This window comes from Sphingobium sp. (assembly GCF_049304695.1).
Taxonomy (GTDB): domain Bacteria; phylum Pseudomonadota; class Alphaproteobacteria; order Sphingomonadales; family Sphingomonadaceae; genus Sphingobium.
In genome coordinates, this window is record NZ_JBAQOK010000090.1 from 1 (window position 1) to 14223 (window position 14223).

Genomic DNA, 14223 nt, shown 5'->3' on the forward strand with positions numbered 1-14223 from the left:
TCCAAAACCAACATCCCGATCTCGCCGCCTGAAAATCCAGCCGGCTGCTTAAACCATCGAAATGAGGGGTCCCTTTTAGACGCCGATCACCCCGCTAACGGGGTCCTTTTTGCACGCCGATCCACACTCCAGCGCGCATCGCGGTGACAGTCAATACTTCCAGGCGATTGTCGACGAGATGGAAAACGGCGGCCTTCAGGCAATGCTGTATGATCTTCTGACCTTTGTGCCGGAGAATGGATGGAACGTTCTCCGCACCGCACCCGTCACCCTGGGCTTGAAGGAACAGGTAGTGGACTCGCTCCGAGGGATTGATCGCTTTATGTATGAGCTGCTCTCGACCGGCATGTATGAGTGCGACAATCTTGTCGATGGCGGCATCTTCCTGTCCGAGGATCATGGCACGGACGTTAGCATGAAGGAACTGCGCGTTGCTGCCCGCGTCTACTTGGCGGACCACCACTCCGGTCAGAAGGCAGTTAGCTTCGATTTGATCGAACGTGCGGTTCGCGAATGGTTCAGCGCCAACGTAGTGACGCGTCCTGGGAGGCAGAACGCCTCCCGCTGGGTTTTCTTCCCTTCCTTGGCAGAGTGCCGCGAGCATGTACGTCGCACGAAAGGGATGGAGATCCCCGCACCAAAGGAGCGCAAGCCTAGCCTGGCAATTGCAGCCTAATCGACGAACATATTGCATAACCGACTAACGGGCTCCCAATCGGGGGCCCGTTTTTCATATGAGCAAATGATAAGCGCCGCCTGACTGAACATGACAAACAGGCAAACCGGTTAGATAAAACGCAAATCTAGCCGTTTTCGTCCGCACTGGGCCGGAACAATCCGGTCAAAAATGAGGGAGCAGCCGAGGGTTCGATGAAGGCATGGAAACTAGAAAACTTTGAGTTTTCAAATAGTTACCACGCCAATAATGGTGCCCAGAAGAGGACTCGAACCTCCACGACCTTGCGATCGCCAGCACCTGAAGCTGGTGCGTCTACCAATTCCGCCATCTGGGCACGGGGTAGGAGCGCGCAACTAGCCGGTGGCTGTTGGACTGTCAACGCAGGTGCGGCATTATTTTATGCATGGCGATGAAAAGCCGGTTTAAAGGGCTGACGAATGCTTGCCTACTCATCAGGACGACATCGCCATGCCAGATACCGCGTTGCCTCAGCCCACATTCTTTACCCGCCCTGACGGTTTGCGGCTGGCTTATCGGCAAAGGGCGGGCCTTGGCCCCACGCTGCTGTTTCTGCCGGGATATATGTCCGACATGGAGGGCAGCAAGGCCGTTGCGCTGGACCGGTGGGCCGCAGATGCGGGGCGGGCCATGTTGCGGCTGGACTATGCCGGAAACGGAGCGAGCGAAGGGCATTTTGCCGATGGCAAGCTGGCCAGTTGGCGCGACGATGTGCTGCTGTTGCTGGATGCGTTGACGACCGGGCCTGTCGTGCTGGTTGGGTCGTCCATGGGCGGCTGGCTGGCGCTGCTGGTCGCGCTCGCCCGACCCGATCGGGTGGTAGCCATCATTGGGATCGCCGCCGCGCCCGACTTTACCGAATGGGGCTTTACGGATGCGGACAAGGCGATCCTTGCGACGGAAGGCCGGATCGAGGAACCAACGCCCTATGGCGATCAGCCCTATGTCACGACGCTGGCTTTCTGGGAATCGGGTCAAGCCCTGCGTGTCCTGGACCACGCCATTGCGATCGATTGTCCGGTGCGGCTGTTACAGGGGCAGGAGGATCGCGATGTGCCATGGGAAACGGCATTGCGGGTTGCAGAGCGTCTGCGTTCAGCCGATGTGCAGACGCTGCTGATTAAGGACGGCGACCATCGCCTGTCCCGCGACGCTGACATCGCGCTGCTGATTTCCACTGTTACCACTGTGCTGGATAGTTTCTGATGCCCTTCTTTCTCCCCCTTTTGCTTCAGGCCTATGATCCGGAAATCGAGGCGGTCATGAACCGCAGCCGCAAGGAGAAGCAGGAGCAGCGCGCGACGGCGGCTTCGGCGGTGGCACCTGCATCAACGGCGCGCGATGGTGGGCATATTCCTGTGCCTGCCAAATATGCTGCGCCATTGCAGGCATGCTTGGATCAGGCGATCGAATCGACCGATGCCGGGGTGGCCTTTGCGCAAAAATGGCGGATCGACGGCGGCGGATTTTATGCGCGGCATTGCATGGGCTTTGCCTTCGCGCGCGCGGAACGGTGGGGACCGGCAATCATCGCTTTCGAACAGGCGGCCGAAGAGGCGGAGCGGGGCGGCGAAATGGCCCAGAGCGCCCGGCTCTGGGCGCAGGCGGGTAACGCCGCACTGGCGAGTGGCGACGCGGCAAAAGCGCGCAACGAATTTGATGCCGCGTTGGCGCGTGGCTTGCCGGACGGAATGGAAAAGGGCGAGGTGCATCTGGATCGCGCGCGTGCTCTGGTGGCACTGGGCGACTTACCGGCAGCACGCGATTCACTGGACATTGCGTTGACGCAGGCGCCGCGCGATCCATTGGGTTGGCTTTTGTCGGCAACGCTGGCGCGGCGATCGGGCGAGATGCCTTTGGCGCAGGCGCATATCGCGCGGGCGGTCCAATTGTCCCCTGACGACGCATCGGTCGCACTGGAAGAAGGCAATATTGCCGTTCTCACGGCCCATGAGGACATAGCACGCGCGGCATGGGGACGTGCGGTTAAGCTCAGTCCGCAATCACCAGCGGGGAAAGCGGCGGCCGATAATCTGACGCGGCTGACGCCTGGCTGATTGCACCAGCAAGATTTTGTCACGGAACGCTCTGTCATCCGACCCGTTCGCTTGTCAGTCAGACAGGAGTGAAAGACGATGAACGGAACGCATGGAAAATGGCTTGGTGCGGCCGTGTTACTGGCGGCGGCGATGACGACGACTGCCTGTTCACGTGGTGCGACACGAGGCGGATTGATTGGCGGGGTCGGCGGCGCTGTGGTTGGCAGTGCGACAGGACTGGGCACGACCGAAGGTGCGGTGATCGGCGGAGCGGCCGGCGCAGTCATCGGCGACAATGCCGACCGTTGTTCACGCCGTGACCGTCGTCGTGGCCGCTGCTGATTCCGACTGCGCGTTTATTTGAGATAGAAATCCACAGTGGTGACGACACGTACTTTTTTATAGGGCGTGTCGCCCGCGCCTTCACCACCTTCTCCATCGCGTGGTTCGATGGAAAAATAGCCTTGAGTGGCGCTCTTGATCCCGCCGACGCCAGACCCGCTGTCCTTGGCGAATTGTTCGGCGGCGGAACGTGCATCGCGGGTTGCGGCGGCGACCATGGGCGGTTTCAAATCGTTCAACTTGGTGAAGCTGTACCGCATCCCGGACCCCTCCTGTAAGGTGACGCCGCGACGGACAAGATCGAATTGCTGCGCTACGGCTTTTTCGGCGCGGGCGATGTCGCTGGTGCGCAACAGCATGCGTTGCGTAATGGTAATCGTGCTGACACCATTGTTGAGCCATTGGTTGACCCCAGCGCCGACAGGCCGGAGATCGCTATCCTTGAAACCCAATGTTTTGAAATAATCGCGTAACTCTCGGGTATTGCCATCAATCTCCGCACGGACGGATGGCAGGTCGAAGCCGGTGGCCGAATAGCTGATGGACCATGTCGCGAGATTGGCAGTGACGTCCTTTTCCGCCAGTCCGCGTACTGTGACCGAGCGGTCGGCGGCTCTGGCGCGTTTCAGGCCATCACCCAGAAGGTAGCCGCCGCTCACCAGTCCCAGCGCGATCAGTGCGGCGCTGCCCAACATGATGCGATTGTGCATGTCCAAAGCCATTCTCTTGCCCTCTTCCTTCCAACGCCTCGCGACCTTATCTTTGAACTCTATCTATTTCCCATCAGATGAACCGTTGCTGATAGCGACGAACGGAGGGTGATTTGCCCAAATTTCTGCATAGCATGATCCGCGTGACCGACATTGACGCAACCGTCGCCTTTTTCGGCCTGCTGGGGCTGGAGCAGGTGAAGCGGTATGATACTGAAGAAGGTCGGTTCACGCTGGTTTATCTGGCTGCGCCAGGAGATGATGGCGGACAGGTCGAGTTGACCTACAACTGGCCGGCCGAGGGCGGAACAGGCGAGCGCTATGACGGAGGGCGAAACTTCGGCCATCTCGCTTATCAGGTCGATAATATCTATGAGACCTGCCAGCGACTGATGGAAGCAGGCGTGACCATCAATCGACCGCCACGGGACGGCCATATGGCGTTCGTCCGCACGCCTGATGATATCTCGATTGAACTGTTGCAGGACGGGCGACTGGAACCGTCAGAGCCGTGGACATCTATGCCCAATGTCGGCAGTTGGTGAGCGCCGTGCTGGAAGTTGTCCGTATCCCGGTCCTTGCCGATAATTATGTCTGGCTGCTGCATGACGATGCGAGCGGCGAAACGGTGGTCATCGATCCGGCCGTGGCCGAGCCGGTGATGGCGGCGGCGCGAGCGCGAGGCTGGACGATCAGCCAGATCTGGAACACCCATTGGCATGGCGACCATGTTGGTGGAAATGCAGCGATCAAGGCGGCGACCGGATGCACGATCACTGGCCCCGCGGCGGAAGCGGAGAAGATCGAAACCCTTGATCGATATGTGGCGGATAGCGATACCGTCCATATCGGTGATCATCATGCGCTTGTGATGGCGGTCCCCGCGCATACGGCCGGGCACATTGCCTATCATCTGCCGGACGATAATATGGCGTTTGTCGGCGATACACTGTTCGCCATGGGGTGTGGTCGCTTGTTCGAGGGCACGCCTGCGCAGATGTTCGACAATATGCAGCGTCTGGCCGCTTTGCCGGGGGAGACGGTCGTCTATTGTGCGCATGAATATACGCTCTCCAACGGTCGCTTCGCTCAGACTGTAGAGCCGGACAATGGCGCGATAGTCGCGCGTCTCGCGGAGGTTGAGGCCATGCGCGCGCGGGGTGAAGCGACCGTGCCGACGACAATCCGGCAAGAGCGCGAAACCAATGTCTTCATGCGTGCCCGAACCGTGGCGGAGCTGGCTGCGCGGCGGGCTGCGAAGGATGCCGCTTGACGGATTCTGCGGCAGGGCATCGTTTGCAGGAAAGCTAATGCGGCGACACAGGCGACTGATGGCGATGTGTTGAGTAGAATGTCGTTCGCGCCAGTTGGTAGTAGCGGTACAGATATCTGGAGGACTGTCATGCGTGCATGGATATGGACGGCGTCTTTGTTACTTGCCGGTTGTGCTGGCCATTATCAACCGCAAGCTCTGACACCCAGGCAGGCCGCCACCCTGGAAAAGGCGCTGGATGGCAAAGTGGCGGGGGATAAGGTCAGTTGCATCAATCGGGAACCGCAGACCAGCCTGACAGTCATCAGCAACAACGTTCTGCTTTACCGGGTCAGTAGGCGGCTGATTTACAAGAATGAACTGATCGGCAGTTGTAGTGGACTGACCAATGGCGACACGATGATCGTGCGCGGGTTCGGTTCGCAGATGTGCCGCGGCGATTTCACCACCAGTGCAAATTTGATGACGGGCATGACCACTGGAGCCTGCGCCTTGGGCGATTTCATTCCTTATCGAACGCCGGGCAAATAGAGCCAGGCTTCAACGTAAAATGCCCCCATCCTATGCGATGACGGCCCAATGGCGCGATGACCTATGATCAGGTTCCCATTCGTAACTGAACGATGCAGCGCCCTGGAATCGATCACGCCGCCATAATCAGATGGAGCATGGCTCCATCGCTCTCATCACTTGCGACGAGTCAGAATTTGAAGATGGTGCCCAGATATACCGCCTGGCTATCCTGGCGATCGTCCGTCATCGGCGTCAGTCGACCTGCAACGCTATTGTTATAGCGAACGCCAGCCGTGACGTTCAGGTTACGCGTCAGGGAATAGGAACTGGCCAGATCCAGCGAATAATCCTTTTCCGTGCTGGGATTACGCACGGTGGCGGCCGCATCGCGGCGGCTTTCGATCAGCATCTTCGTGCTGAAGCGGTCCTTGCGATTGTCATCCAGCGAGAAATTCTTCGCGTCAGCAATGGTTTCTACCGGAACCGGATCAAGCGCCTTGCGGCCCACCGCTTCCGGCAGGGCAAATTTGCGCCAGCCATGAGCGCCGTTCAGGCTGAAGGCAACGGGCGTGATATCGATGGGCGTCAAGGTGCGATTTGCTGCGACTCGATCGTTCCCACCTGCCCGGACCATCACCGTCACGGCGCGTTCGCCGCTGAGCGAACCACTGGTTGGCGTGAAACGAAGACCCTGCCTGCTGGCCGATGCAGCTATTTTCGCGTAAGCGGCGGCAAGGCGAGGATCTTTGGTCGTGGGTGTGAAGGAAGAGATGCTTCCCAACGCGCCGAGCGAAACCGGTGATTCCGAACGGACCAGGCTGGTCGCCGCGCCGATGGCGGGAGACAGCACGAAGCCAGCAACGGCAATTGCCGCGCCCGCCAATGCAAAATGTCCCGTCTTGACGCGCATGATCCGATTCTTTCCCCCGCACTTAATTGAATAACGCATTACACCTACAAAGGGGGCACTGCCTAGTGGCTCACCCCTTTTTATCCCTCCTGTTGCATGGAACACACAGGTGCCTTTGGGCCTGCCGGGGCCTGGAGTAGGAATGGCGCTGGCCGCCCCTTGCTCCTTGGCGCTGGTGCATTATAGAAGCCATGCGTTTTTTCGACTTTTCAGCTAGGACATGCCTGATGGCCAGCCGCCTTATCCGTTCCGTTTCTGCCGGTCTGCTGCTGGCCGCGCTCGTGCCGCTTGCGGCCTGTGGGGGTGGTTCCAAAAACCGGCCCAAGGCCGATCTGGCCGCGTCACGAGTGACGACGATCGGCGTGAACGCCTATCTATGGCGGGCGTCGCTGGACACATTATCATTCATGCCGATGGTGCAGACCGATTCCAACGGCGGCGTTATCGTGACCGACTGGTATGCCAACCCCAGTAGCCCCAATGAACGGATGAAGCTGACGGTGTCGATTTTGGACCAGGATTTGCGCGCCGATGCGTTGCGCGTTGCAGCCAGTCGGCAGGTCAATCAGGGTGGCCAGTGGATTGACGCGCCAGTGGCTGCTGCGACTGTGCAGAAACTGGAAGAGGTCATCCTGACCAAGGCCCGTGACCTGCGCCGTTCGGCGATTGCAGGCTGATCCATTCGTTCGGGCGGCGCATCGGCAATGCCTTATTTCATGACAATCGGGGCTGGGCTTGGGAAAAGTCCAGCCCGCACGCATTTGTAAGGACAAGACATGCAAAGGCGCTTCAACCCGCTTGAGGCCGACGCCCGCTGGCAGGCGACCTGGGATGCTCAGCAGAGCTTCAAGGCGTCCGACACGAGCGACAAGCCTCGGTCTTATGTGCTGGAAATGTTTCCCTATCCGTCGGGCCGTATCCATATCGGCCATGTCCGCAATTACTCGATGGGCGACGTGCTGGCGCGTTTCCGTCGGATGACAGGGCATGAGGTGTTGCATCCGATGGGGTGGGACGCGTTCGGCATGCCGGCCGAAAACGCCGCGATGGAAAAGAAAGTGCATCCGGGCGAATGGACCCGGTCCAATATCGCCAACATGCGCGCGCAGTTGAAGAAACTGGGCTTTGCCATCGACTGGAGCCGCGAACTCGCCACCTGCGAGCCGGACTATTATGGCCATGAACAGGCGTTGTTCCTGGACATGCTGGCAGCGGGCCTGGTCTATCGCAAGGAAAGTTCGGTCAACTGGGATCCGGTCGACATGACCGTGCTGGCGAACGAGCAGGTGATCGACGGCAAGGGGTGGCGATCGGGTGCGCCGGTGGAAAAGCGCAAGCTGAGCCAATGGTTCCTCAAGATCACCCAGTTTGCCGACGATCTGCTGGAAGGGCTGAAAAGCCTGGACCAATGGCCCGACAAAGTGCGCACGATGCAGGAAAACTGGATCGGCAAATCGGTCGGCTTGCAATTTCATTTCAAGCCGGTCGCGCCCTTCGACACCGCGATCGACGTTTATTCGACGCGCCCGGACACAATCTTTGGCGCCAGCTTCGTCGCGATCGCCGCCGATCATCCGGTCGCGCAGGCAGTCGCTGCCGATAACCCGGACGCAGCGGCCTTCATCGACCTGTGCAAGGCAGGCGGCACTACGGCGGCGGAACTGGAAACCGCTGAAAAGCTGGGATTCGATACCGGCTTTACCGTTACCCATCCCTTCGACCCCGATTGGGAGCTGCCCGTTTTCATCGCCAATTTCGTGCTGATGGACTATGGCACCGGCGCGGTCATGGGCGTGCCTGCGCATGACCAGCGCGATCTGGACTTCGCGCGCAAATATATGCTGCCGGTCGAGCGGGTTGTCGCAGCGGAAGGCGACGAGGCCAAGCCGATCCATGACGAAGCCTATGTCGGCCCCGGCCGTCTGGTTAACAGCCGCTTTCTGGACGGCATGGCGGTGGAGGAGGCGAAGGCCGCTGTCATCACCCGTGCCGAAGGGGAAGGCTGGGGCGAAGGCAAGACGGTATTCCGCCTGCGCGACTGGGGCGTATCGCGCCAGCGTTACTGGGGGACGCCGATCCCCGTCATACATTGCGACAGCTGCGGCCCGGTGGGCGTACCCAAGGCGCAATTGCCGATCATCCTGCCCGAAGACGTCAGTTTCGACATTCCGGGCAATCCGCTGGACCGGCATCCGACGTGGAAACATGTCGATTGCCCGCAATGCGGCAAAGCAGCGGTGCGGGAAACCGATACGCTCGACACGTTTGCGGATTCCAGCTGGTATTTCATCCGTTTCGCCAGCCAGCCGGACGACAAGCCGTTCGATCGGGCGACGGTCGAAAAATGGTTGCCGGTCGGGCAATATATCGGCGGCGTGGAACATGCGATCCTGCATCTGCTTTATGCGCGCTTCTGGACCCGTGCGTTGCAACATATGGGGCAGCTGGGCTTTGCCGAACCGTTCACCGGCCTGTTCACGCAGGGCATGGTGACGCATGAGACGTATAAGTCGCCGGACGGTGGCTGGCTCGCTCCGCAGGATGTCGAAAAGCGTGGCGATGGCATTGTCATGGTCGATACCGGCGCGCCGGTGACGGTCGGCCGTGTCGAGAAAATGTCCAAGTCCAAGAAGAATGTCGTCGATCCCGATGACATCATCGCCCAATATGGCGCGGACGCGGTGCGCTGGTTCATGCTGTCCGACAGTCCGCCCGAGCGCGACCTGCCGTGGACCGAGGCGGGGATCGAGGGCAGCTGGCGCTTCGTCAACCGCGTCTGGCGCTTGTTCGGTGAAGCCGATGCCGGTGCCGAGGGGCAGGACAAGGCGCTTGATCGCAAATTGCATCAGACGATCGACGGCGTGGCCAGGGATATCGAGGCGCTGGGTTTCAACAAGGCCGTCGCCAAAATCTACGAACTGGTCAACGTGATCGAGAAGGCGAAGCCGTCCGCGTCGCGCACCGCTGCGATCCGTGCGCTGGCTTTGCTGGTCGCGCCGATGACGCCGCATCTGGCCGAAGAGGGCTGGGCGGACATGGCGGGGGAAGGCCTGATCGCCGACGCCGCCTGGCCCACTGTCGATCCGGCGTTGCTGGTCGATGATGAGGTGACAGTCGCCTGCCAGGTCATGGGCAAGCTGCGTGACACGATCATCGTGGCCAAGGGGACGTCGAAGGAAGAGCTGGAACGGCTTGCCCTGGCGGCGCCCAATGTCGTCCGGATATTGGATGGGGCCACGCCCAAAAAAGTGATCGTCGTGCCGGATCGTCTGGTCAATCTCGTCCTCTAGGCACAGGTCAGAGCGGGCTTCGACAAGCGTAGCCCGAACAGCTAAAGGTATCGGCATGAAGCGCTTTTTGCCCCTGTTCGCGATTCCGTTGGTCCTGTCTGCATGCGGATTACGCCCCGTCTATGGCGGGGGAGGGCATGGCGTCGTCGCCCAGACGCTGGGCAATGTCGAAGTAGCGCCGATCGAAGGGAAGGGGGGGTGGCTGGTGCGCAATGCACTCAACGACCGCCTGTCCGCCATGAGCAAGGGGTCTGGCCCGCGTTACCGGCTGGTCGTCAAGCTGGACGACCAGATCGCTGGTTTCGGCCTGCGTGCCGATGCTGCCGTAACGCGCGAGCGTCGGACTTTGCGCGCGCGCTATCAGCTGCTGGACGAAGCGACCGGTGTGCAACTGTTGGACGATAGCGCGGGGTCAGACGCGGGCATCGATGTGACATCCAGCGAATATGCGACCATCGCTGCTGAAGATACGGCGCTGGAACGGCTGTCGCAGACCATCGCCGATCAGATCGTCGCACGGCTGGCGTCTTATGCGAGCCGACAGCAGTCGAGCGCCAAACAGGCAGATCAGTGAAGGCCAATCGCGGCCAGATCGAAAAGGCGCTGGATGCCCCGCCAGCGGACCTGCGCTTTTTCCTGCTCTATGGTCCCGACGAAGCCGGCAGTCAGACGCTGGTCAAGCGGCTGGAGCGGGCGATGGGCCTCGAAGCAGAGCGGGTCGATCTGGACGGCGTGACCCTGCGCGAAGATCCTGCGCGGTTGGCAGATGAGGCCGCCTCTTTTTCGATGTTCGGCGATAAACGCTGGATTCGGGTTGCCGCGATGGGCGAGGAATCGGTTCCGGCGCTGACGGCCCTGCTGGAATCGGAAGTCGGGGGCAATCCCGTCATCGCGGTGGCGGGCGCTTTGAAAGCGACGTCCAAGCTGCTCAAGCTGGCACTCGATCATAAACAGGCGCTTGCCTTCATTTCCTACCAGCCCGATGCGCGGGAAGCCGAGCAGATCGCCATATCCATCGCACGGGATGGCGGGTTGAGGCTGTCGTCGGATCTGGCGCGCAGGATCGTCAGCCTTGCCAATGGCGATCGCGCACTGATGGCGGGGGAAGTCGAAAAGCTGATCCTGTATCTGGACGCAGCGCCCGATCGCCCGCGCGAAGCGACGACGGAGGCGCTGGATGCGCTGTCCGCCGACAATCCCGAAACGGAAGTCGGGCCGTTGGTAAATGCTGTTCTGGGTGGCGACCTTAAAGCCATGCACCGGGAACTGGGCGGGCTGGCCGAAAGCGGCACGGCCATGGCATCGGTGATCCGACCATTGTTGACGCGCGCCATGCTGATCGCGGGCATCCGTGCGGAGTTTGACGCCAGCGGTCGGTTGGAGGGCGCGGTCGAAGCGGCTGGCAAGGTGGTTTTCTGGAAGGAAAAAGGCTTGGTCACGCGGCAGGTGCGGCAATGGGATGCCACCGGCATCGCGCGCGTGTTGCAAAGGCTGCTGGATGCCGAGCGCGCAAGCCGGTCGGGGCGGGGGCTGGGCGACCTGATGGTGCGGCAGGAACTGTTGACGATCGCTCGTCAGGCTGCACGGGAACGGGCTTGATCGACAGGACCGGCGCAACCATATTGCGTTCATGGACAAGCTCAATCTGACCGAAGCGGAATGGCGCGAACGCCTTTCTCCCGAACAATATCATGTGCTGCGTGAAGCGGGCACAGAGCGTGCTTTCACCGGTAAGCTGAACGGTAATAAGGCAGACGGTGCTTATGTCTGCGCTGGATGTGGCGCGGAATTATTCGATGCCGATGAAAAATATGACAGCGGCTCTGGTTGGCCCAGCTTCACTGCGCCGGTCGATATCGATGCGGTGGAAGAGATACGCGATGTCAGCCACGGCATGATGCGGACCGAAGTGCGCTGCGCGACTTGCGAGGGACATCTAGGTCACGTTTTCCCCGATGGACCGGGCGTCAACGGCATGCGGTATTGCATGAATAGCGCAAGCCTCGACTTCAAACCGCGCGACGAGGAATAAACTGGTCATTCATCGCCGGTAAAGCGCGACTCTTCATGGAGACGGAACGGCCTTTTTCCGTGATCGGCGCATGATTTGCACTGGCCGGGGCCGGGATTAGCGCGTATCCGGGGCGGCATAGATGGCAGGATCAGGCAAGAGCAAAAATAATCCCGGCAGGGCACGGCAATGGCTGGTGCGCGGGTTGAAGATCGGCGCGGCAGCGACGGTCGCGGGCCTGCTGGCGATTGTCATCGCGGTGGTGATCGCGATGCAGTCCCTGCCCGACTTTGGGTCGCTCAAATCCTCCCCTAATGGCCAAATGATCCGCGTCCATGCCGCCGATGGCAGCGTCATCGTGTCGTTGGGGCCGAGTTTCGGCCGATGGCTGGATTATGACCAGATCCCCAAAGTCATGGTCGATGCCATGGTATCGACTGAGGACAAGCGTTTCTATCTCCATCCCGGTGTCGATCCGGTCGGCATGGCGCGTGCTGCCTGGGTCGCGATAGAAAACCGGGGGAAGGGCCGCCGCCTGCAAGGCGCGTCCACCATCACGCAACAGGTCACGCGCAACATCTTCCTGAACAACAGCTATAGCTGGGGTCGTAAGGTGCGGGAGATGATCCTGGCGATGGCGCTGGAACGGAAATTCACCAAGCGGCAGATCCTCGAACTCTATTTGAACAAGGTGTATTTCGGCGGCGGTGCTTATGGCATCGATGCGGCCAGCCGCAAATTTTTCGGCCATCCCGCCACGACGCTTGCCCTTCCCGAAGCGGCCATCATCGCCGGACTGGTGAAAGCGCCTTCAAGCTATTCGCCGACAGCGGACGCGGAAGCGGCGCGGGGCCGGGCCGGGGTGGTGCTCGACCTGATGCGGGAAAATGGCGTGATCAGCGCGGCAGACGTTGCCGACGCGAATGTCCAGACCGTCAAACTGGCCCCGGAGCCAGCGCAGAACAGCGTGCGTTACTTCACGGACTGGGCGTTGCCGCAGCTCGACCTGCTGATCGACGAGCAGAACGAGCCGCTGGAAGTCTATACCACGATCGACCTCAACATGCAGAAGGCCGCGACCGCCGCTGTTCAGGCTAATGTGCCATCAGGTACGCAAGGTGCGCTGGTCAGTCTGGATCGTGACGGCGCTGTTCGCGCGATGGTCGGCGGGCTGGATTATGTCACGTCCAACTATAATCGCGCGACGACTGCAACGCGCCAGCCCGGATCGGCCTGGAAAATCTTCGTCTACATGGCTGCGCTGGAGGGGGGCTATACCCCGGATACCGGCGTGACCGACGAACCGGTCGATATCAACGGATGGAAACCGCGCAACAGTTCGGGGCGCTTTTCCGGCGACATAGATATTCGCACGGCCTTCGCTTATTCGATCAATACGGTCGCTGCCAAGCTGGGGGTGGAAGTAGGTTTCCCGACCGTCGCCGACATGGCGCGCCGCTTTGGCATTACTACGCCGATCAACACACATCCGTCCATGGTGCTGGGGACGTCCGATGTTCGGCTGATCGACATGACGCGCGCTTTTGCGTCGATTGCGCGCAAGGGAATCGCCGTGGCTCCCTATGGCATTACCAAGGTGACGACGGCCGACGGCCGTATGCTTTATGAGCATAAGGATGACACCAGCCGCGTGCTGGTCGCGCCATGGGTTGCGGCGGGCATGACGGACCTGATGCAGACGGCCGTGTCCACCGGAACGGGCAAGGCCGCACAGATCGGTCGTCCGGTTGCGGGGAAGACCGGCACGACCAGCAGCAACAAGGATGGCTGGTTTCTGGGCTTTTCCAGCGGGATCACGACCGGCGTATGGATGGGCCGCGATGATGCGCGCGCCGTAAGCGTGCTTCAGGGGGGGCGCGCACCGGCCCGTGCCTTTGCCGACTATATGAAAATTGCCGTTGCAAAACGGCCCGTCGAGCCATTCGACACCGAAGTCACGCTGCCCGAATGGCAGTTGGAGCCGGACGACGAAGCCTATTATGGCAATGCCGACGAAGGCATGATGGTCGATGAAAACGGCCTGCCGGTCGAACACCCCCGTTCGGACGAGACGGACGAACAGCAAGATCCGCAACTGGAGGTCGATACCCAGGACAGGCCGCAGCCACCGCGCATCGACCAGCAGTGGATCGACAATGTGCTGGGGCGTGATCGGCAGCGGACGCCGCCGCCCAGCGGTCGCCCCAGCCCCTAAATATCTCTGCGTCGATAGGCGGCTATCGTCGCGATCCGGCCTCATATCGTCGGGATTGTGTGATTTACTCTTTCGCCCATGCCCGCTTCGCCTTGACTTTTGGGAATGCGGATCGCTAAACGGCAAGTAATTCACCTCGCCCGTCCGGAGCGCAGGTTTTCCCGATTTTCCTGTTCGGGCCATAGCTTTCCTTTTCCGGCCCATTTCCCACTCTCGTCATCGG

General features: G+C 60.6%; 15 protein-coding genes and 1 tRNA gene. 13 read left to right on the forward strand and 3 right to left on the reverse strand.

Annotated features, from left to right (window positions below; genetic code table 11):
- The first annotated feature begins 109 nt into the window (after positions 1-109).
- Complete coding sequence (locus WA070_RS16955) at positions 110-676, forward strand: hypothetical protein (protein ID WP_422635083.1); 567 nt, start codon at positions 110-112, stop codon at positions 674-676.
- Positions 677-926: 250 nt separating this feature from the next.
- Here the strand turns inward: WA070_RS16955 and WA070_RS16960 are convergent.
- Positions 927-1013 (reverse strand) — tRNA-Leu (locus WA070_RS16960).
- A 134-nt stretch (positions 1014-1147) separates the two neighbouring features.
- Here WA070_RS16960 and WA070_RS16965 point away from each other — a divergent pair.
- The 3 genes from WA070_RS16965 to WA070_RS16975 all read left to right on the forward strand — a co-directional run bounded on the left by WA070_RS16965 (position 1148) and on the right by WA070_RS16975 (position 3078).
- Positions 1148-1903 carry an alpha/beta hydrolase gene (locus WA070_RS16965; RefSeq protein WP_422635084.1) on the forward strand — a complete coding sequence of 252 codons (756 nt, stop codon included), beginning with the start codon at positions 1148-1150 and terminating at the stop codon, positions 1901-1903.
- Positions 1903-2754, forward strand: a complete 852-nt coding sequence (locus WA070_RS16970; RefSeq protein WP_422635085.1) for a tetratricopeptide repeat protein — start codon at positions 1903-1905, stop codon at positions 2752-2754. The genes WA070_RS16965 and WA070_RS16970 overlap by 1 nt, the downstream gene beginning before the upstream one ends.
- A 78-nt stretch (positions 2755-2832) precedes the next feature.
- Positions 2833-3078 (forward strand): glycine zipper 2TM domain-containing protein, encoded by a 246-nt coding sequence (locus tag WA070_RS16975; protein WP_422635086.1) that lies wholly within the window; start codon positions 2833-2835, stop codon positions 3076-3078.
- A gap of 14 nt (positions 3079-3092) precedes the next feature.
- Here the strand turns inward: WA070_RS16975 and WA070_RS16980 are convergent, their stop codons facing one another.
- Positions 3093-3800, reverse strand: a complete 708-nt coding sequence (locus tag WA070_RS16980) for an SIMPL domain-containing protein (protein ID WP_422635087.1) — start codon at positions 3798-3800, stop codon at positions 3093-3095.
- Positions 3801-3901: 101 nt separating this feature from the next.
- Here WA070_RS16980 and WA070_RS16985 point away from each other — a divergent pair, with 101 nt between their 5' ends.
- The 3 genes from WA070_RS16985 (at position 3902) to WA070_RS16995 (ending at position 5592) form a co-directional block, all read left to right on the forward strand.
- Positions 3902-4333: a VOC family protein gene (locus WA070_RS16985; RefSeq protein WP_422635088.1), complete on the forward strand. Its 432-nt coding sequence runs from the start codon at positions 3902-3904 to the stop codon at positions 4331-4333.
- Between the two features lie 5 nt (positions 4334-4338).
- Entirely contained in the window at positions 4339-5061 is a 723-nt protein-coding gene (gloB, locus tag WA070_RS16990) for a hydroxyacylglutathione hydrolase (protein ID WP_422635139.1), read from the forward strand.
- Positions 5062-5190: 129 nt separating this feature from the next.
- Positions 5191-5592: a hypothetical protein gene (locus WA070_RS16995; protein ID WP_422635089.1), complete on the forward strand. Its 402-nt coding sequence runs from the start codon at positions 5191-5193 to the stop codon at positions 5590-5592.
- A 169-nt stretch (positions 5593-5761) separates the two neighbouring features.
- On the opposite strand, the gene WA070_RS17000 is transcribed toward WA070_RS16995, so the two are convergent.
- Positions 5762-6484: a hypothetical protein gene (locus WA070_RS17000; protein WP_422635090.1), complete on the reverse strand. Its 723-nt coding sequence runs from the start codon at positions 6482-6484 to the stop codon at positions 5762-5764.
- Between the two features lie 227 nt (positions 6485-6711).
- Between WA070_RS17000 and WA070_RS17005 the strand changes: the two genes are divergently transcribed.
- The 6 genes from WA070_RS17005 (at position 6712) to WA070_RS17030 (ending at position 14000) form a co-directional block, all read left to right on the forward strand.
- Positions 6712-7161 (forward strand): DUF3576 domain-containing protein, encoded by a 450-nt coding sequence (locus tag WA070_RS17005; RefSeq protein WP_422635091.1) that lies wholly within the window; start codon positions 6712-6714, stop codon positions 7159-7161.
- Between the two features lie 99 nt (positions 7162-7260).
- Positions 7261-9774: a leucine--tRNA ligase gene (gene leuS, locus WA070_RS17010; protein ID WP_422635092.1), complete on the forward strand. Its 2514-nt coding sequence runs from the start codon at positions 7261-7263 to the stop codon at positions 9772-9774.
- Between the two features lie 55 nt (positions 9775-9829).
- The gene (gene lptE / locus WA070_RS17015; protein WP_422635093.1) at positions 9830-10348 is read left to right on the forward strand and encodes an LPS assembly lipoprotein LptE; all 519 of its coding nucleotides are present in this window, start codon (positions 9830-9832) and stop codon (positions 10346-10348) included.
- Complete coding sequence (gene holA / locus WA070_RS17020; RefSeq protein WP_422635094.1) at positions 10345-11373, forward strand: DNA polymerase III subunit delta; 1029 nt, start codon at positions 10345-10347, stop codon at positions 11371-11373. The genes lptE and holA overlap by 4 nt, the downstream gene beginning before the upstream one ends.
- Before the next feature lie 31 nt (positions 11374-11404).
- Positions 11405-11806 (forward strand): peptide-methionine (R)-S-oxide reductase MsrB, encoded by a 402-nt coding sequence (gene msrB / locus WA070_RS17025; RefSeq protein WP_422635095.1) that lies wholly within the window; start codon positions 11405-11407, stop codon positions 11804-11806.
- 121 nt (positions 11807-11927) lie between these two features.
- Positions 11928-14000 (forward strand): transglycosylase domain-containing protein, encoded by a 2073-nt coding sequence (locus WA070_RS17030; RefSeq protein ID WP_422635096.1) that lies wholly within the window; start codon positions 11928-11930, stop codon positions 13998-14000.
- The last annotated feature ends 223 nt before the right edge of the window (positions 14001-14223 follow it).